The sequence below is a fragment of the Rhizobium sp. BK602 genome (assembly GCF_014195095.1).
Classification (GTDB): Bacteria; Pseudomonadota; Alphaproteobacteria; order Rhizobiales; family Rhizobiaceae; genus Rhizobium.
The window spans coordinates 278,424-297,982 of record NZ_JACIBC010000001.1 but is presented as its reverse complement, the minus strand read 5'-3'; the positions used below and the strand labels follow the sequence as shown (position 1 = coordinate 297,982).

Annotated in this window: 17 protein-coding genes and 1 riboswitch; of the genes, 9 read left to right on the top strand and 8 right to left on the bottom strand. The window is 60.1% G+C overall.

What is annotated here, in order from left to right; genetic code table 11:
• Positions 1–13: 13 nt before the first annotated feature.
• Complete coding sequence (locus tag FHX11_RS01470; RefSeq protein WP_184354340.1) at positions 14–781, bottom strand: N-formylglutamate amidohydrolase; 768 nt, start codon at positions 779–781, stop codon at positions 14–16.
• Between the two features lie 180 nt (positions 782–961).
• Between FHX11_RS01470 and FHX11_RS01465 the strand changes: the two genes are divergently transcribed.
• The 7 genes from FHX11_RS01465 to FHX11_RS01435 all read left to right on the top strand — a co-directional run bounded on the left by FHX11_RS01465 (position 962) and on the right by FHX11_RS01435 (position 7,152).
• A complete protein-coding gene (locus FHX11_RS01465; protein WP_184354338.1) occupies positions 962–1,834 on the top strand; it encodes a MurR/RpiR family transcriptional regulator in 873 nt (290 codons plus the stop codon).
• A 188-nt stretch (positions 1,835–2,022) separates the two neighbouring features.
• Positions 2,023–3,126 (top strand): ABC transporter substrate-binding protein, encoded by a 1,104-nt coding sequence (locus FHX11_RS01460; RefSeq protein WP_184354336.1) that lies wholly within the window; start codon positions 2,023–2,025, stop codon positions 3,124–3,126.
• A gap of 72 nt (positions 3,127–3,198) precedes the next feature.
• Entirely contained in the window at positions 3,199–4,092 is an 894-nt protein-coding gene (locus FHX11_RS01455) for an ABC transporter permease subunit (protein WP_184354334.1), read from the top strand.
• The gene (locus FHX11_RS01450) at positions 4,089–4,877 is read left to right on the top strand and encodes an ABC transporter permease (RefSeq protein ID WP_184354332.1); all 789 of its coding nucleotides are present in this window, start codon (positions 4,089–4,091) and stop codon (positions 4,875–4,877) included. Before FHX11_RS01455 ends, FHX11_RS01450 begins: the two co-directional genes overlap by 4 nt.
• Before the next feature lie 11 nt (positions 4,878–4,888).
• Positions 4,889–5,950, top strand: coding sequence for an ABC transporter ATP-binding protein (locus tag FHX11_RS01445; RefSeq protein WP_184354330.1), 1,062 nt, complete (start codon positions 4,889–4,891; stop codon positions 5,948–5,950).
• 83 nt (positions 5,951–6,033) lie between these two features.
• A riboswitch (FMN riboswitch) is annotated at positions 6,034–6,180 on the top strand.
• An 87-nt stretch (positions 6,181–6,267) separates the two neighbouring features.
• Positions 6,268–6,744 carry a 6,7-dimethyl-8-ribityllumazine synthase gene (locus tag FHX11_RS01440; protein WP_184354328.1) on the top strand — a complete coding sequence of 159 codons (477 nt, stop codon included), beginning with the start codon at positions 6,268–6,270 and terminating at the stop codon, positions 6,742–6,744.
• A gap of 57 nt (positions 6,745–6,801) precedes the next feature.
• Positions 6,802–7,152: a VOC family protein gene (locus FHX11_RS01435; RefSeq protein WP_184354326.1), complete on the top strand. Its 351-nt coding sequence runs from the start codon at positions 6,802–6,804 to the stop codon at positions 7,150–7,152.
• Positions 7,153–7,156: 4 nt separating this feature from the next.
• On the opposite strand, the gene phnF is transcribed toward FHX11_RS01435, so the two are convergent.
• The 6 genes from phnF to FHX11_RS01405 form a co-directional block, all read right to left on the bottom strand.
• Positions 7,157–7,885: a phosphonate metabolism transcriptional regulator PhnF gene (gene phnF, locus FHX11_RS01430; RefSeq protein WP_184354324.1), complete on the bottom strand. Its 729-nt coding sequence runs from the start codon at positions 7,883–7,885 to the stop codon at positions 7,157–7,159.
• Positions 7,886–8,039: 154 nt separating this feature from the next.
• The gene (locus FHX11_RS01425) at positions 8,040–9,044 is read right to left on the bottom strand and encodes an ABC transporter ATP-binding protein (protein ID WP_184354322.1); all 1,005 of its coding nucleotides are present in this window, start codon (positions 9,042–9,044) and stop codon (positions 8,040–8,042) included.
• A gap of 12 nt (positions 9,045–9,056) precedes the next feature.
• Positions 9,057–10,121, bottom strand: a complete 1,065-nt coding sequence (locus FHX11_RS01420; RefSeq protein ID WP_184354320.1) for a Gfo/Idh/MocA family oxidoreductase — start codon at positions 10,119–10,121, stop codon at positions 9,057–9,059.
• A complete protein-coding gene (locus tag FHX11_RS01415; RefSeq protein WP_184354318.1) occupies positions 10,118–10,957 on the bottom strand; it encodes a carbohydrate ABC transporter permease in 840 nt (279 codons plus the stop codon). Before FHX11_RS01415 ends, FHX11_RS01420 begins: the two co-directional genes overlap by 4 nt.
• Positions 10,958–10,969: 12 nt before the next feature.
• Complete coding sequence (locus tag FHX11_RS01410; RefSeq protein ID WP_184354316.1) at positions 10,970–11,923, bottom strand: sugar ABC transporter permease; 954 nt, start codon at positions 11,921–11,923, stop codon at positions 10,970–10,972.
• A 204-nt stretch (positions 11,924–12,127) separates the two neighbouring features.
• Complete coding sequence (locus FHX11_RS01405; RefSeq protein WP_184354314.1) at positions 12,128–13,387, bottom strand: ABC transporter substrate-binding protein; 1,260 nt, start codon at positions 13,385–13,387, stop codon at positions 12,128–12,130.
• A 540-nt stretch (positions 13,388–13,927) separates the two neighbouring features.
• Between FHX11_RS01405 and FHX11_RS01400 the strand changes: the two genes are divergently transcribed.
• Together FHX11_RS01400 and FHX11_RS01395 are read left to right on the top strand one after the other, a co-directional pair.
• A complete protein-coding gene (locus FHX11_RS01400; RefSeq protein WP_184354312.1) occupies positions 13,928–14,812 on the top strand; it encodes an N-acetylglucosamine kinase in 885 nt (294 codons plus the stop codon).
• On the top strand, positions 14,809–15,573 hold the full coding sequence (locus FHX11_RS01395) for a GntR family transcriptional regulator (protein WP_184354310.1): 765 nt from the start codon (positions 14,809–14,811) through the stop codon (positions 15,571–15,573). The genes FHX11_RS01400 and FHX11_RS01395 overlap by 4 nt, the downstream gene beginning before the upstream one ends.
• A 113-nt stretch (positions 15,574–15,686) precedes the next feature.
• On the opposite strand, the gene metH is transcribed toward FHX11_RS01395, so the two are convergent.
• Positions 15,687–19,463: a methionine synthase gene (gene metH, locus FHX11_RS01390; RefSeq protein WP_184354308.1), complete on the bottom strand. Its 3,777-nt coding sequence runs from the start codon at positions 19,461–19,463 to the stop codon at positions 15,687–15,689.
• Positions 19,464–19,559: the final 96 nt, after the last annotated feature.

Here is a 19,559-nt window from a genome sequence, read left to right as displayed (position 1 = left end):
TTTTCTTCTTTTATCAGGCGTCCAGGCTGTTCTGGATAAGCCCTGTCAGATAATCGGCCATGACCCCTTGGCCGACGTCATCCACGATGAGGTCGTTACGGACCTCGATCATTACATTATGCAAACCATTGGCGATCCCATGCAGCTTCAGCGTATGGGTGACGCCATCCTCAGGCCCGTAGGGCTGATTGCGCTCGGTCCGGTAAAGCGGTGCTTCGGCGGCCGCGGCAAGCATGCGATCGGCCATCCAGCGGTCGTCATCGTGCAATATGCCAAGCTCCACGGCGCGCGGCTTGCCATTATAGACCGGCGTGAAACTGTGGACCGTGACGATCACCGTTTCCCGCCCCTTCGCCACCCGGTCCTTGAGAAGGGTCTCGATGCGTCCATGGAACGGAAGATAGAGCGACTGGGTGCGGGCTTGCCGATCAGCAGGCCGAAGGTGCTGGTTACCTGGGATCGTATAGATCTCGCTGGTTTCCGGCATGGCACCGGGGCTTTCCGGCGGGCGATTGCAATCATAGATCAACCGGGAGAATCGCTGATGCACCAGCGTTGCGTCGAGGCTGGCGGACATCTTGCGGGCAACGGCGAGCGCGCCGGGGTCCCAGGCGATATGGCTGGAAAGCGCCTCCTCGGACAGGCCGAGATCACCGAAATGCTCCGGCAACGTGCGGGACGCATGTTCGCAAACGATGAAAATCGGGCTCTTGCCATCCGGTCGTTCGACCGCGACGCATTCGCCATCCGCTTCCGTCAAGATGCCTTGCTGAGCAAGCATTGAAGGCGCCCCATCGCTCTTGATAAAATTCTTATAAGAAAAGAATTCTTCAGGTTTTGGCGACTGTCAACCGTAAACTGAAATTATTTCTTCATTTGTGACATTGACTCGAAATGTGACAGCGTTGTTATATCGTCCTCAGGAGACTGGCATAAGACCGTCCCGGGGAGCAAAAACAGATTGAGCAATGCGTCGAAGACAGTTTCAGACGTGATTCATGCCCAATTCGACGCGCTGACGCGCGCCGAAAAGCAGCTCGCAAAGAGTCTGCTCGACAACTACCCTGTGTCGGGGCTGGGCAGCATTACGACGGTCGCCGAAAATGCGCGCGTGTCAACGCCGACCGTTGCACGCATGGTGCAGAAGCTCGGCTTCAAGGGCTATCCTGATTTCCAGTCGCGCCTCCATCAGGAGGTCGAGGCGACCATCTCCAATCCGCTGACCAAGCACGACCGCTGGGCGTCCAACGCTCCCGGCACCCATATCCTGAACCGTTTCGCCGATGCCATCATGGGCAATCTGCGCCAGACGCTGACCGATATCGACGCCGCAACCTTCGACAATGTCGCCGCGCTGCTGTCGGAACGCAAACGCGGGCTGTATTTCGTCGGCGGGCGCATCACCGGCGCGCTTGCGGAATATTTCTTCACCCACATGCAGGTCATCCGCCCGAACACGACGCTGCTCTCCTCCAACTCCAGCGCCTGGCCGCAATATGTCCTGAACATGAATCCCGGCGATCTGCTGGTGATCTTCGACATCCGCCGCTACGAGCAGGAAATGGTCAATCTGGCCGCAGCGGCACGCCGCCGCGGCGCGGAGATCATCGTCTTCACCGACCAATGGGCAACGCCGGCTGGCAAGCACGCGAAATACACGTTTCGCGTGCAGATCGAGGCGCCATCGGCCTGGGATTCCTCCGTCGTCACCCTTTTCATCGTCGAAGCCCTGATCGAAGCGGTGCAGAGTTCGACCTGGGATGAGACGAGCGAACGCATGAAGACCCTGGAGGGCCTTTTCGAGCAAACGAGGCTGTTCCGGAAACTAAGCTAATAAAGAAGGGGAAGTATAAAATTATGGCCTCCGGGCCGACGGACAAAACAGTAGCTGTCACGGTTCCCGAATAAAAGTAAATCCTCGGAGTTTTCGGGAAACACAACGCCTTCAAGCCGTCACACAACATTCATGCAACGTCATTAATGGCAACGCCAGACACTGAAAACCCAAAAGGAGGAATACCAGTGATCTCGAAAATTCATCGACTTCTGACGCTTTCCACCGCGATGCTTGTCGCCTCGAGCGCCATCGCCGCCGCCGAACCGAGCGCCGACCTCATCGCCGCCGCCAAGAAGGAAGGCACGCTGACCACGATTGCCCTGCCCCACAACTGGTGCGGTTACGGCGACCTGATCGCTGCTTTCAAGGCCAAGTACGGTATCGAGGTCAATGAGCTCAATCCGGATGCCGGTTCGGGCGACGAAGTCGAAGCCATCCGCGCCAACAAGGGCAACACCGGCCCGCAGGCTCCGGACGTGATCGACGTCGGTCTCTCCTTCGGCCCCTCCGCCAAGAAAGACGGTCTGATCCAGCCTTACAAGGTCTCGACCTGGGACTCCATTCCAGACAGCGCCAAGGATGCCGACGGCTACTGGTATGGCGACTATTACGGCGTTCTGTCCTTCGTCACCAACAAGGATGTCGTGAAGAACCCGCCGAAGGATTGGGCTGACCTGCTGAAGCCGGAATATGCCAACACCGTCTCGCTCGCCGGCGACCCGCGCACCTCCAACCAGGCCGTCCAGGCCGCCTACGCCGCCGGCCTCGCCGCTGGCGAAAAGGATGCCACCAAGATCGGCGAAGCCGGCCTGAAGTACTTCGCCCAGCTCAACAAGGCTGGCAACTTCGTTCCGGTCATCGGCAAGTCCGCTTCGCTCGCTCAGGGCGCCACCCCGATCGTCGTCGCATGGGACTATAACGGCCTCGCATGGCGCGACAGCCTGAACGGCAACCCGCCGGTCGAAGTCACCGTTCCGGCTTCCGGCGTCGTCGCAGGCGTCTACGTGCAGGCGATCTCGGCTTTCGCTCCGCATCCGAACGCCGCCAAGCTCTGGATGGAGTTCCTCTATTCCGACGAAGGCCAGATCGGCTGGCTGAAGGGCTATTGCCACCCGATCCGCTTCAACGACCTGGCAAAGAACAAGAAGGTCCCGCAGGAGCTTCTCGACAAGCTGCCGCCGGCCGCCGCCTATGAAAAGGCTGTCTTCCCGACGCTCGACGAACAGGCCGCCGGCAAGACCGCAATCACCACCAACTGGGACTCTGTCGTCGGTTCGAACGTACAGTAATCAGACCAGACATGACCTCCCCGCCCCGGCGGGGAGGTTTTCCGTTTTTCGATGCTGCAAACTGGGCCTTTCATGAGCACCGTCACAACATCAACGATCAGCTCCGCTCCCCTGATCAGCAAACGCGCCGTAGTCGACTGGCTGGGTATCGCGCCCTTTCTGATCTTCGCGCTGCTGTTCCTGATCCTCCCGACCATCTATCTGGTCGCCGGCGCGTTCCTGACGCCCGACGGCAGCCTCACGCTCAAGAACATCGCGGACTTGTTCACGAAGTCCATCATGGACTCCTACTGGATCAGCATCAAAGTGTCGGTCGCCTCCGCGCTGGGCGGCGCGCTGATCGGCTTCTATCTGGCCTGGGCACTGGTGATGGGCGGATTGCCGGCCTGGATACGCCACGTATTCCTCACCTTTTCGGGCGTCGCCTCCAATTTCGCCGGCGTGCCGCTGGCCTTCGCCTTCATCGCCACGATCGGACGCCTTGGTCTCGTCACCGTGCTGATGATGAACTGGTTCGGCTTCAGTCTCTATTCGACCGGCTTCAATCTCTATAGTTTCCTCGGCCTCACCATCACCTATATGTATTTCCAGATCCCGCTGATGGTCCTGATCATCACGCCGGCATTGGACGGCATGAAGAAAGAGTGGCGCGAAGCCGCCTCCATCCTCGGCGCCACAAACGGACAATATTGGATGATGGTGGCGCTCCCCATCCTGTGGCCAAGCCTGCTCGGCACGACGCTGCTGCTGTTTGCCAATGCGTTCGGCGCCATCGCGACCGCGATTGCGCTCACCGGCAGCTCGCTCAACATCGTTCCGATCCAGCTCTATGCGCAAATTCGGGGCGATGTGCTGCATAACGCCAACCTCGGATATGCCATGGCGCTCGGCATGATCGTCATCACCGGCATCTCCAACGTCATCTATATTCTGATGCGCATCCGCGCCGAACGGTGGCAAAAATGAAATTACAGAAATTCTTTGCCTGGATCGCGGTTATCATCGGTGCCATCTATTTCATCGTGCCGCTGATCGGCACGCTGGAATTCTCGCTGCGCATGCGCCGCAATGCCTATAGTTTCGACGCCTACGCATCGGTCTTTTCCGATTCGCAATTCCTGTATGCCTTCGGCTATTCCATGCTGATGGCGCTGCTGACCATCGTCTTCGGCATGCTGCTTGTCGTGCCGACGGCTTACTGGGTTCGCCTGCGCCTGCCGCAAATACGCCCGATCGTGGAATTCATCACGCTGATGCCGCTGGTCATTCCGGCGATCGTCATCGTCTTCGGCTATCTGCGCCTCTATAATTCGTCGTCGATCCTGCCGCTGACGGGCTATAATGGAACCACGAATATCCTGCTCGTCTGCTCCTACATCGTGCTGTCGCTGCCCTATATGTATCGGTCTGTCGACACGGCGATGCGGACGATCGATGTGGGGACGCTGACGGAGGCGGCGGAAAGCCTAGGTGCCACATGGACGACGATCATGTTCAAATGCATCTTTCCCAATGTCATGAGCGGCGTACTATCAGGCGCTTTCATCACGCTCGCGATCGTCATGGGCGAATTCACCATGGCATCGCTGCTCAATCGCCCGGCATTCGGCCCCTACATGCAGCTTGTCGGCGCCAACCAGGCCTATCAGTCGTCCGCGCTGGCGATCATCGCGCTCGCCGTGACCTGGCTCAGCATGGGCCTCCTGCAGCTCGTCTCCCGTTTCTCCAAATCCGCTCCGATTAAGGCGTAAGGCTCCTCACCATGGCTTTTCTCGAACTTACCCATCTCAAAAAATCCTTCGGCGAGGTCCAGGTCGTTCACGACTTCACCATGCATATCGAGAAGGGAGAGTTCATCTCCTTCCTCGGACCATCAGGCTGTGGCAAGACGACGGTTCTGCGCATGATCGCAGGCTTTGAAAGCCCGACCGCCGGAACCCTCACGATCAACGGCAAGGATCAGCGGCCGCTGAAGCCGAACCAGCGCAATATCGGCATGGTGTTTCAGGCCTATGCACTGTTTCCGAACATGACCGTGCACGACAATGTCGCCTTCGGCCTCAAGGTCGCCGGCATGGCCAAGCCCGACATCGACAAACGCGTCAAGGAAATGCTCGGCCTGATCAAGCTCGATCATCTTGCCAACCGCTACCCCTACCAGATGTCCGGCGGCCAGCAGCAGCGCGTGGCGCTCGCCCGCGCCATTGCCGTGAAACCGCAGGTGCTGCTGCTCGACGAGCCGCTCTCGGCGCTCGACGCCAAGATCCGTGTGTCGCTGCGCGAGGAAATCCGCGCCATCCAGCAGCAGCTCGGCATTACCACCGTCTTCGTGACGCACGACCAGGAAGAGGCCCTGTCGATCTCCGACCGCATCGTCGTCATGAATGCCGGCCGCGCCGACCAGATCGGCACGCCCTTCGAGATCTACAACACGCCGGCCACCCGCTTCGTCGCCTCCTTCGTCGGCACCCTGAACCTGATCGAAGGCAAGGTCGTCGACCCCGACAGCAACCGCATCATGATCGGCGACCAGGGCGTGACGCTGAAGCAATCGGTCACGGCCTACAAACCTGGCGACACCGTATCGCTGGCGCTGCGTCCCGAGGCGGGCTCGCTTGCCGAATCGGCCAAGGGCGACACCGCGCTGACCGGCGAAGTCTCCTCGGCGCATTTCCTGGGCTCGGTCATCCGCACGCGCATGAATGTCGGCGGCAACACGATTTCCTTCGACATGTTCAACAGCCCCGGCATGATGCCGCCCAGCGTCGGCGAGAGGGTGACGTTGCGCTTTGCCGCTTCCGATCTTCTGGTCATTCAGGACTGACGGACAGAACAGATTTTTCGCGAGCGCCGGGTAAATTGCCCGGCGTTTTTCTTTGATTTCTGTTGCAGCGCATTTATAGTCCAAACCGTTCTCAGGGCGGGGTGCAATTCCCCACCGGCGGTATGGAGAGAAATCTTCGAGCCCGCGAGCGCCTTCCGGTCGCCGGAAGGGTCAGCAGATCCGGTGAGATGCCGGAGCCGACGGTATAGTCCGGATGGAAGAGAGCAAGCTGGATCGGTAGCCCCTCGCAGGAGGGACTCGGCGGTCCCGCGTGTTCGCCCAAGGGATATTGACAACAACCCTTGAAAGGCAAGTTCATGACCATATCCATTTCCACGCAACCGGGCCGCATAGCATTGATCCGGGCCCGTTGGCATGCCGACATCGTCGATCGGTGCGTCGATTCCTTCGTTGCCGAATGGCAGACGACGGAAGGCGCCTCTCCCATCGATATCTTCGATGTGCCCGGCGCCCTGGAAATCCCGCTGCATGCCCAGACGCTCGCCCGCAACGGCCGCTACTCGGCCATCATCGCCACCGCCTTCGTCGTCGATGGCGGCATCTATCGCCATGAATTCGTTGCCAATACCGTCCTCGACGCAATGATGCGCGTCCAGCTCGATACGGGCGTACCGATCCTTTCGGCTGTCCTCACGCCGCATCACTTCCAGGAATCGGAAGCGCATATCCAGTTCTTCAAGGAACATTTTGTCCTCAAGGGCCGCGAGGTCGCCAGCTCCTGCCGGCAGATTCTGGCCGAACGCGCCAAGCTGCTGCCTTCCGTCACTGTCTGAGGTAAGACGATGGAGGCGCGGCAAAGGCCCGCCTCCATTTCTCCGTCGAGGAGCGTCATGACCGTTCTGCGCATCGTTCCCAATCTTCACGCCGCCGATCCCAATAGCGCCCGCCTTTTCTACGGCGATCTGCTGGGCCCCGACATAGCAATGGACCACGGCTGGATACTGACCTTCGCGTCCGATGCGACGGCCACGCCGCAGATCAGCATAGCCAGCGAAGGCGGTTCCGACACCCTCGTTCCCGATCTCTCGATTGAGACCGATGATGTCGACCAGCTTTATGAGCGCGCCAAGTCGATGGATTTCGAAATCGTCTACGAACTGACCGACGAACCCTGGGGCGTTCGCCGCTTCTATGTCCGCGATCCCCTCGGCAAGGTCGTGAATATTCTATCCCACCGATAGATACCTATCCCATATCGACCTTGAAGGTCACCCGCTCGGACGACCATACCGTTTCGGCATAGGCAATCGGCACGCCGTCGCTATCGGCATCCACCTTGAGGATCACCAGGACAGGCACCGATTTCGGCTGCCGCAGCAGCCGCGCCTCTTCGGCGCTGGGCATGCGCGCCTCGATTTCGGTCGACAGGCGCTCGTAGTCGCGAATGCCATAGCTGGCGAGTGTCGCCGTGATCGTCGGATATTGCAATCTCGCTCTATCGAAGTCCGGAAAGCGCACCGCCGGATAATAGGTCTCACCGAGCTCGACCGGAACGCCATCCGCCGTCATCACGCCACGGCGGCGGATGACCGGAACACCTTCGTCAAGCTTCAGCCGAGCGGCGACATGCTCCGACGCCGGAACGATCTCATGGACCAGGAGTTCGCCGCCAGGTTCAAAGCCCTGCTCGATGAGGTTTTTCGAAAACCGCGTCTTCTTCGAGAGCGTATAGTCCAGCACGCCCTTGTGCACGAAAGTCCCCCGTCCCTGCTCGGCACGCACCAATCCGCGCTGTTCCAGATGGGCAAGCGCCTGACGGACGGTGAAGCGGCTGACGCCGAAGCGGTCCATCAGCTCCGGCTCCGTCGGCAGCCTTGCACCCGCGGCAAACGTCCCGGCGGCGATATCCGCCGCCAGGATTTCACCGATCTGATGCCAGAGAGCGCTGCCACTCTTGCGATCGATCGTCTCCATGCATGGCTCCCGTTAAAGTCTTTCGAATGCAACATAATCCCGCCTCATGACAGTCATGTGAGTTCATCCGGACGACCGGAATATTGCGGCCTGTCACAAGGCAAATAAAAAAGGCTCCGCCGAAGCGGAGCCCCTGGATACGCAAAACAGCCGCTTAAGCGCGAATTGCCCGGTCGTTCTCGTCGAAGCGGTGCATGTGCCCCGCATCCGGGGTCGCGTAGACCATCTCGTCCGGTTCATATTGATGCTCGCCGAACAGGCGTGCGGTCAGAAGGCCGGTCTGGTCGGATTCGAGATAGATGATCGTATCGGCGCCGAGATGCTCGACATGGATGACCTTGGCCGCCCACGTCCCCTGCTCGCGCGACAGCGTGATATGCTCCGGACGGATGCCGATGGTCTTCGCACTGGTTTCCCCGAGCTTTTCCGCGGAGATGAAATTCATCTGCGGCGAACCGATGAAGCCGGCGACGAAAACATTGGCCGGGCGATTGTAAAGCTCCATCGGCGAACCGATCTGCTCGATGGCGCCGGCGTTCATCACCACGATCTTGTCGGCCAGCGTCATGGCCTCGACCTGATCATGGGTGACATAGATCATCGTCGCCTTCAGGCTGCGGTGCAGCCGGGCGATTTCAAGGCGGGTCTGGACGCGCAGCGCCGCGTCGAGATTCGACAACGGCTCGTCGAACAGGAAGAGCTCTGGCTCGCGCACGATGGCGCGGCCGATGGCGACGCGCTGGCGCTGGCCGCCGGACAGCTCGGCCGGACGGCGAGCGAGATAGGGCTCGAGCGACAGCATGCCGGATGCCTTCGCGACGCGGCCCTCGATTTCCTCCTTGGCGGTGCCGGCCTGCTTCAGGCCGAGCCCCATATTGTCCTTCACCGTCAGGTGCGGATAGAGCGCGTAAGACTGGAACACCATGGAAATGCCACGCTTGGCGGGCGGCGTCACGGTCACGTCCCTGCCGTTGATGAGTACCGCGCCGGAGGTCACGTCTTCGAGGCCGGCGATGCTGCGCAGCAGGGTCGACTTGCCGCAACCGGACGGGCCGACGAAGATGACGAACTCGCCATCCTCGACGTCGAGATCGATGCCCTTCAGCACATCATGGGTACCATAGGCCTTGCGGATGGATTTCAGTTGAAGCGATCCCACAGTCTCTTATCCTTACAGGTAAACGGGCTTGCCGGAGCGCACGCTCTCGTCGGCGGCGAGGCAGATGCGTAGCGATTGAACGGCATCGGTCATATGGCGGCTGAGGTCGATATCCTCGCGGATGGCTTTAAGCATGAAGGCTTGCTCCCGGTCGCACAGCTCCTGATGCCCCGGCTCGCCATCCATGCGGAGATCCTCGTCCGGCCGGATGAACCGGCCATTCGGCCCGGTTTCGGCGCTGTGCAGCCGGATGATTGATGTCTTGGTATGGGCGTCGATGTCGTCGGATCTGGCACCGGGGTCCATGACGATCGACACCGCACCGTTCGGCGACATCACATCCTTCACGAAGAAGGCCGTCTCGGACATCATCGGCCCCCAGCCGGCTTCATACCAGCCGACGGACCCGTCCTCGAAAATCACCTGCAGATGGCCGTAATTATACATGTCCGGCGCGATCTCGTTCGACATGCGCAGACCCATGCCGCGCACCTCGATCGGTCTGGCGTCGGTGATCTGGCACATGACGTCGACATAGTGCACGCCGCAATCGACGATCGGCGACGTCGTGCGCATCAATGCCTTGTGGGTTTCCCAGGTCGGTCCGCTCGACTGCTGGTTCAGGTTCATGCGGAAGACATAGGGACCGCCGAGCTTGCGCGCCTCGGCGATCAGCCGCGTCCAGGACGGGTGATGGCGCAGGATATAGCCGATGACCAGCTTCCTTCCCGCCTTTTCCGCAGCCGCAACGACCCGTTCGGCATCCGCAACCGTGGTTGCCAGCGGCTTTTCCACGAAGACATGGCAGCCGGCTTCGAAAGCCTTGACGGCAAAATCGGCATGACTGTCGGAATAGGTGCTGATCGAGCAGAGGTCCGGTTTCAGCTCCTTCAATGCCGTCTCGAAATCCGGATGGATCGCATATCCCTGCAGCTCTTCCGGTAGCGCCGGTCTCGACCGGTTGACGAGACCGACGATCTCGAAACCGGGATTGTTGTGATAGGCGAGCGCATGGCTCCGGCCCATATTGCCAAGGCCGGCGACGAGAACGCGGATCGGCTTTGCGGATGCGCTCACTTGACTGCTCCGGAGGTAATGCCGCGAATGAGCTGGCGGGAGAAGATGACGTACAGCACGAGGATCGGCAGGATAGCGAGCGACAGCGCCGCCAGCACGGCATTCCAGTTGGTGACGAACTGGCCGATGAAAACCTGCGAGCCGAGCGTCACCGTCTTGGTCGCCTCACTCGGCGCCAGGATCAGCGGGAACCACAGGTCGTTCCAGATCGGGATCATCGTGAAGACCGCGACGGTCGCCATGGCCGGACGGATGAGCGGCAGCACGAGGCGGAAGAAGATCGCATATTCGCTGAGGCCATCGATGCGGCCGGCATTCTTCAGGTCATCGGACACAGTCCGCATGAATTCCGAGAGGATGAAAATCGCCAGCGGCAGTCCCTGCGCAGTATAGACAAGGATCAGCGCCGTCAGCGTATTGACCAGCCCGGTCGCGACCATCCCCTGGAGGATGGCGACCGTGCCGAGGCGGATCGGGATCATGATGCCAATCGCAAGATAGAGCCCCATCATCGTATTGCCGCGGAAGCGATATTCCGACAGCGCGAACGCCGCCATCGCCCCGAACAGCAGCGTGAAGGCGATCGAGACGATCGTCACGACGAAACTGTTCTGGAAATAGCTGACGAAGTTCCCCTGCCCGAGCACGGTCTGATACCCGATGAGGCTGAAACTGGACGGCGTCGGAACACTAAGCGGCGCACGAAAGATCGAGGCGCGATCCTTGAACGAATTGATGATCGTCAGGAACACCGGAAAGACGGCGACGAGCGTATAGGCGATGAGCGCCAGGTGAACGAAGCCGGTGCGGATGGGTGAAGTGCGTGCCTTCGACATGGTCGCCGCTCCTCAGAACTGGTAGCGGCGGATGCGCCGCTGGATGACGAAAAGATAGAGCGAGACGCCGGCAAGGATGATCAGGAACATCACCGTCGCGATGGTCGCGCCCATCGAGCGGTCGCCGAGCTGTAGCTGGAAGCCGAAGAAGACGCGATAGAGCAGCGTACCGAGAATATCGGTGGAGCCGTCAGGCCCCGCAAGCGCACCCTGCACGGTATAGACCAGATCGAACGCATTGAAATTGCCGACGAAAGTCAGGATCGAGATGATGCCGATCGCCGGCAGCACCAGCGGCAGCTTGATCTTCCAGAACTGGCTCCAGCCGGTGATGCCATCGCATTCGGCCGCCTCGATGACCTCTTCGGGGATATTCAGCAGCGCCGCGTAGATCAGCATCATCGGAATGCCGACATATTGCCAGACGGAGATCAGCGCCACCGTGATCAATGCCGTGCCCGGCTTGCCGAGCCAGGGCGCGAAGAAGGATTTGAGACCGATCATGCTCATCAGCTCGGGCGCAACGCCCCAGAGCGGCGACAGGATCAGTTTCCAGATGAAGCCGACCACGACGAAGGACAGCAGCGTCGGCAGGAAAATGGCCGTGCGGTAGAAGGCGACGAAGCGCAACTTCGAGAGCGACAGGAGGGCCGCAAGCGCGATCCCGATCGGATTCTGCACGCACATGTGAATGGCGAAGAAGATCAGGTTGTTGCGCAGTGCATTCCAGAAATCATGCGCCCAGCGATCATCGCCGAACAACACCTTGAAATTGTTGAGGCCGACGAAGACAGACTGATTGTCGACGACATTGTAAAGCGATAGCCGAAGCGTCTCGATCAGCGGCAGGATCATGACCGCCGTATAGACGAGGAAGGCCGGAAGAAGAAAAACGAGAATGTGCCAGCGCCTGGGGCGCTTGATCGGCGCCGCATCGAAGGCGGCTGATGTCTCGGCGTCGCTCATGGCTTTCTGCCTATTGTTATTCGCTGCGATCGAGGCGGCAGCACAAAGGGTCAAATCCGACCACCATCACCGCTCTTCGGCGAAGCCTGAAGGAGCGATCTCGGCACGGTACGATGCTGATGTCGCGATGCCAGCCAACGGACGGCTCGCCGACATAAAAAGGAGGGTAAGGGGCCGAAGTCCCTTACCCCGTGGATTAGCGGCTCACTTGCCCGGCTTGTACCACTTGTCGAGACCGTCCTGCAGCTTCTTGGCGGCCACGTCCGGCGTATCCGTGCCGTTGATGACGTTGGCGGATTCCGTCCAGGTTTCGTTTTCCAGGTTCGGCGTGCCGCGCGACAGGATCTGATAGGTCGAGCGAATGGTGGACTTGTGATTGCCGCGCCAGGACACGAATTCCTGCGCCAGCGGATCGCTCATCTTGACCGGATGCGAGTTCAGGCTGAAGAAGCCCGGCAGCGCATTGGCATAGATGTCGGCGAATTCGTCGGAAGCGACCCAGCTCAGGAATTTCTTGGCTTCTTCCTGATGCGCGCTCTTGGCATTCAGGCCGACACCGATATCCGGATGGTCGGAAATGTAGGCCGTGTCGCCAGCCTTTTCGACCGGCGGCGGGAAGGCGCCCATCTTGAACTGAGCCTGCGTGTTGAACAGCGAGATTTCCCACGAACCGGCGGGATAGATGGCGGCCTTTCCAAGCGTGAAGAGGTTCTGGCTGTCCGGATAGCTCTGCGCTTCGAAGCCATCACCGAGATAGGGCTTCCACTTGGCAAGTTCCTTGTAGGGATCGACCCACGGCGCATCCGTGAGCTTTTCCTTGCCGGCGACCAGCGCCAGACGGCCCTCTTCGCCCTTCCAGTAGTTCGGGCCGATGTTCTGGTAGCCCATGGTCGCGGCTTCCCACAGATCCTTCGTGCCCATGGCCATCGGAATATAGGTGCCGTCGGCCTTGATCTTGTCGAGGGCGGCGAAGAATTCGTCGCGCGTCGTCGGAACCTTGAGACCGAGCTTGTCGAAGGCGTCCTTGTTGTAGATGAAGCCGTGGATGACCGAGGCCATCGGCACGCAGAAGGTCGATTTGCCGTCGTCCGTGGACCAGGCAGCCTTGGCGACCGGCGAGAAGTTCTCGATGCCCGACAGCGACGTCAGATCGACGAGATGCTTCTTGTTGAAAAGATCCAGCGAAGCGTCGAAGGGACGGCAGGTGATGATATCGCCCGCGGAGCCGGCATCGAGCTTGGCATTCAGCGATGCATTATATTCGGTGGGAGCCGTCGGCGAGAAAACGATCTTGATGCCGGGGTTCTTGGCTTCGAAAGCGGGGATGATCTTTTCCTGCCAGATCTGCAGGTCGTCGTTACGCCAGCTTTCAACCGTCAGCGTTACATCCGCCGCATGCGCGAAGCCGACCGAAGTCAGCAGGCTGGATGCGAGGAGGAAGCCCTTCAGAACATTGTTTTTCATTTCCCTCTCCTGTTTTAAGCGCCTGGTGAGGCACTGTTTTCGATCTGAAATCCGCTGGCATATTCGAAGATCGCCAACGCTCCTGAGAGCCGCCAAGACTTGCCGGCCCTGAAAGCAAAGGGTGCTCAAGGCACTACGCCTGCTCAACCCCATCGTGACGCACCTGAAACCGCAGGAAGCACCACGCACTCGCTACAAGGGAGAAACATGACGAACACCGCCGCACTGACCCTTCCGGCCCACGCGGCTACCGACAATGATGAAGGTCCGCCACCCTTCGCTGGACTTTCCGGCCATTGTTGTTTTGCCGGCTCCGCTCCTGTCGGCTCGAACTGTTCCCTTGGCAGGAATTAAGGCCAAAAAAATACCAATTGTCCAGTCGATTTTAACTTTTCGACCAACTTGCAATGGATTAAAATTTTTTATCATTGTTTTTCAATATGATATTTGATCGAAAAAAGCGACAGATCCCCTCTTGGTAAATGGTATTTTTTTGGTATTGTAGAGAAAATGGGGAATGGGCCATATCCGGAGGATAGGATGACGGAGTTTGCGATCGGCATCGACGGCGGCGGAACAAACTGCCGCGCTGCCGTGACGGACAGAAGCGGCAATGTCTTAGGCACCGGCAAGGCAGGTGCTGCCAATATCCTGTCCGATCTTGAGAACTCGCTGACCCACATCATCGCATCGGCCCGACAGGCACTCGACAATGCGGGCCTGGACCCCGGATCGATCGACAGATTGCCAGCGGTCGTCGGTACGGCCGGTGCCAATGTCGGCAATTACGGCAAACGATTGGAAGAGCTTTTACCCTTTGCGGGAGGCAGGGTCGTTACGGATGCGACGATCGCGCTTCAGGGAGCGCTCGGCGACGCCGACGGAATCATCGGCGCCTTCGGCACCGGCTCCGTCTACAATGCTCGGCGCGATGGCAAGAGCTGGGGCATCGGCGGCTGGGGCTTTGTCATCGGGGACCAGGCAAGCGGCGCGCGCCTTGGCCGCGACCTGCTCGAGCGCGTGCTTCTGGCGCATGACAGGATATTGCCCCCCTCGCCGCTGACCGAAAAAATCGTCGCCGAATTCGGCAGTGATCCGGAACGCGTGGTCGAATTCGCCCACGCCTCCAAGCCCAAGGACTTCGCGCGCTATGCGCCGATCGTCTTTGAATATGCCGAAAGAGGGGATGCTATCGCCGTCGAGATTGTGAAAACAGCGACAAATGCGATCGCCCGGAGCCTCGACGCACTCCTTTGGCCGGAATGCCCGTCGATCTGCCTCCTCGGCGGCCTCTCGAAAGCCTACCACCCATGGCTCGAAGCCCGTCATAGGGCGCTGCTCGCGGAGCCGAAAGGCGACGCCCTGCGCGGCGCCGTGGAGCTGGCCGCAAAGGCATTGCAAGGCAGGAAGGAGATCGCGCGATGAGCGAGGACTTGAGTGCGATCTTCTCGCCAGGACGCCTGCTCGCGGGTGGCACCGGTCCGCTTTATGTCAAGCTGCGCCGGACGCTTGAGGATGCCGTCAAGCTCGGCACGCTGAAACAGGGTGACGCCCTGCCGCCGGAGCGCGATATCGCCGAATATGCGGCCGTCAGCCGCGTCACGGTGCGAAAGGCGATCGATGATCTCGTCGCGGAGGGCATCCTCGTACGCCGCCACGGGTCCGGCACCTTCGTCGCCAAGCCTGTTTCCAAGGTCGAACAGCGACTGTCGCAGCTCACCTCCTTCACGGAAGACATGGCGCGACGCGGCATGACGGCCCGATCCGAATGGCTGCATAAAGGCGTGCATACGCCCTCGCCTGACGAGATGATGATCCTCGGCCTCGCCGCCGATACCAAGGTGTCCCGGCTCAGCCGCCTGCGCATCGCCGACGATCAGCCGCTCGCCATCGAACATGCCAGCGTTTCCGGCGAGTTCCTGCCCGATCCGTCGATCGTCACATCCTCGCTCTATGCCGAACTGGAAAAGCGCCAGGTCCGCCCGGTACGCGCCGTGCAGCGCATATCGGCGACCAACATGAAGGAAGCGGATGCCGGCTTACTCGGCGTTCCAATCGGCGCCGCGGGCCTATCGATCGAACGCATTTCCTATCTCGGCTCGGGCCGCGCCGTGGAATTCACCCGCTCGCTTTATCGTGGGGACGCCTATGACTTCGTCGCGGAACTGACGATCGGCGCGACGTAAAATGCGTTCAGAATCAAAAAAGTGCGGTCGAAAGGTGAATCACCTCTCGACCGCATGAACGACCTGAATCAGATTATCAGCCTGTCGGCCCAACCCGCCGAAACGACTCGCAATTACGCTGCGTCGTCTACCGCCGCATCGCGCTTTTCCGGCACATAGTTGAGCACCGGTCCGAGCCAGCGCTCGACCTCGGCAATCGTCATTCCCTTACGGGCGGCATAGTCCTCGACCTGATCGCGTTCGACCTTGGCGACACCGAAATAATAGGAATCGGGATGGCCGATATAGAGGCCGGAGACCGAGGAGCCGGGCCACATGGCATAGCTTTCGGTGAGCTTCACGCCGGTTGCCGCCTCGGCATCGAGCAGGCGGAACAGGGTTTCCTTCTCGGTATGATCCGGCTGCGCGGGATAGCCCGGAGCCGGACGGATGCCGGCATAGGCCTCCGCCAGGAGATCGTCGCCGCTCAGCTTCTCGTCCTTTGCGTAGCCCCAGAACTCGCGGCGCACCCGTTCATGCATCCGCTCCGCGAAAGCCTCGGCAAAGCGGTCGGCCAGCGCCTTGACGAGGATCGAGGAATAATCGTCATTGGCGCGCTCGAAGCGCTCGGCAATGGCTATCTCCTCGATGCCAGCCGTGACGACGAAACCACCGACATAGTCACCCACGCCGCTCGCAACCGGCGCAACGAAATCAGACAAGGCCACATTCGGGCGACCGTCCCGCTTCGACAATTGCTGGCGCAGCGTATAGAGGGTCGCGAGTTCCTTGGAACGTTCCGCATCAGCAAAGAGGCGGATATCATCGCCGACGGAACCAGCCGGCCAGAAGCCGATGACGGCGCGCGGCCGGAACCACTTCTCCGCGATGATCTTCTTGAGCATGGCCTGCGCGTCGGCATAAAGCTGCCGTGCTGCTTCGCCCTGCTTCTCGTCCTCGAGGATTGCCGGGAAACGGCCCTTCAGCTCCCACGTCTGGAAGAACGGCGTCCAGTCGATGTATTTCGTAAGCTCCTCAAGATCATAGGTTTCAAAGATCTTGGTGCCGAAGAATTGCGGCGCGACCGGCCGGTACGAGCTCCAATCGATCTTCTGGCCATTCTCGCGAGCGCGGGCGATCGGCAGCCTTACCTTTTCCGCCTCGCTGCGGGCATGCGCCGCCGCGACCTTGGCATATTCGGCCCTGACCGTATCGATATAGCCCTGTCGAGCGTCCGGCGACAGCAGCGCCGAGACGACGCCAACGGCACGGCTGGCATCGGTGACATAGACCGTCTGCCCCTTCTCGTAGCCCGGGTGGATCTTCACGGCGGTATGCACGCGGCTGGTCGTCGCTCCACCGATCAACAGCGGAATATCGAAGCCCTGGCGCTCCATCTCCGAAGCGACATGCACCATTTCATCCAAGGAAGGCGTGATCAAACCGGACAGGCCGATGATATCGACCTTCTCAGCAATAGCCGTCTCGAGGATTTTCGTCGCCGGCACCATGACGCCGAGATCGATGATCTCGTAATTGTTGCAGGCGAGCACGACGCCGACGATGTTCTTGCCGATATCATGCACATCGCCCTTGACGGTCGCCATCAGCACCTTGCCGGCTGCCTGACGCTCGCCGCTGCCACCATTGGCAAGCTTTTCCGCCTCCATGTAAGGCAACAGCACGGCGACTGCCTGCTTCATGACGCGGGCCGATTTCACCACTTGCGGCAGGAACATCTTGCCCGAACCGAACAGATCGCCGACGACGTTCATCCCGGCCATCAGCGGCCCTTCGATGACGTGCAGCGGTCGCTCGGCCTTTTGCCGCGCCTCTTCGGTATCGACATCGATATAATCGGTGATGCCGTTGACCAGCGCATGCTCCAGCCGCTTCTCGACCGGCCATTCACGCCAGGCGAGATCCTGCAGCTTGGCTTCCCGGCTGCCGGCACCGCGAAACCGCTCGGCAACCTCCAGCAGCCGCTCGGTGCCATCGGATCGACGATTGAGGACAACGTCCTCGCAGGCTTCGCGCAGCTCCGGATCGATGTTGTCGTAAACGGCCAGCTGGCCGGCATTGACGATGCCCATGTCCATACCCGCCTGAATGGCATGGTAGAGGAACACGGCATGCATCGCCTCGCGTACGGGCTCATTGCCACGGAAGGAGAAGGAGAGGTTCGACACGCCGCCGGAAATGTGCACCAAGGGCATGGTTTGGCGGATCGTCCGCGTCGCCTCGATAAAGTCGGCGCCGTAATTGTTATGCTCCTCGATGCCGGTCGCGACAGCGAAAATATTCGGATCGAAGATGATATCCTCCGGCGGCAACCCCGCCACTTCGGTCAGAAGCTTATAGGCGCGGGTACAGATCTCGACCTTGCGCTGATAGCTATCGGCCTGCCCCTGCTCGTCGAACGCCATGACCACGACGGCCGCGCCATAATTGCGCAGCAATCGCGCCTGCCTGAGGAAATTCTCCTCGCCTTCCTTCAGCGAGATCGAGTTGACGATCGGCTTGCCCTGAACGCATTTGAGGCCAGCCTCGATGATCGAGAATTTCGAGCTATCGATCATGACCGGCACGCGGGCGATATCCGGCTCGGCCGCGATCAGGTTGAGGAATTCGACCATCGCCTTCTCGGAATCGATCAGGCCCTCGTCCATATTGATGTCGATCACCTGCGCGCCGTTCTCGACCTGGTCGCGAGCGACCGCCAGCGCGGCCGTATAGTCGGCATTGGTGATCAGCTTGCGGAACTTTGCCGAGCCCGTGACGTTCGTGCGCTCACCGACGTTGACGAAGGGAATATCCTTCGTCAGTTCGAAGGGCTCCAGCCCCGAGAGCGCCATGAAGGGACGGTGCGCCGCAAGCGGGCGCGGCGGGTATTTGGAAACCGCCCGAGCGATCGCGGCGATATGCTCCGGCGTCGAGCCGCAGCAACCGCCAACGATGTTGACCAGACCTTCGCGGGCAAACTCCTCCACCTGCGCCGCCATCATGTCAGGCGTTTCGTCATATTGGCCGAATTCATTCGGCAGGCCCGCATTGGGATAGGCGCAGACAAAGGTATCGGCGACCGCCGACAGTTCCTGCAGATGCGGACGCATGGCGCTGGCGCCGAGCGCGCAGTTGAGGCCGATCGTAAACGGGCTTGCATGACGCACGGAATTCCAGAAGGCGGACGGCGTCTGGCCGGAAAGCGTGCGGCCGGAAAGATCGGTGATGGTGCCGGAAATCATGACCGGTAGGCGAATACCCTTGGCTTCGAACCGCTCCTCGCAGGCAAAAATCGCCGCCTTGGCGTTCAACGTGTCGAAGATGGTTTCGATCAGGATAATGTCGGCTCCGCCGTCGATCAGCCCATCAATCTGCTCGCCATAAGCCAAGCGCAGATCGTCGAAGGATACGGCGCGATAACCGGGATTGTTGACATCGGGGGAAATGGAAGCCGTGCGGTTGGTCGGACCAATGGCGCCGGCAACGAACCGGCGCTTGCCGTCCTCGCGTTCAGCGCGGTTCGCCGCGCGGCGGACGATCTCCGCACCTTCCTTATTCAGGTCGTAGACCGCGCCTTCCATCTGATAATCGGCCTGGGCGATGCGGGTCGAGGAAAAGGTGTTGGTCTCGAGGATATCGGCACCGGCCTTGGCATAGCGATAATGGATGTCTTCGATAGCGTCCGGCTGGGTCAGGATAAGAAGGTCGTTATTGCCCTTCTGGTGACAGGCACACCCGATGAAACGGTGGCCGCGAAACTGATCTTCATCAAAGCCCAGCCCCTGGATCTGCGTGCCCATGGCGCCATCAAGCACGAGGATCCGCTCGCTCGCAGCCTTTCGCAAGGCTTCGAAGACCTCGCTGCCATCCCGCTTCGCCGTTTCCGAACCAAAAAGATTGTCAAACATAAGCGAATTCCTCTGGCCTGATTGCGACTTCGCATCCAGATCACATAAAGATATGTTTATGTCAACATATCTACACCTCATACATCGCCAGGGCAA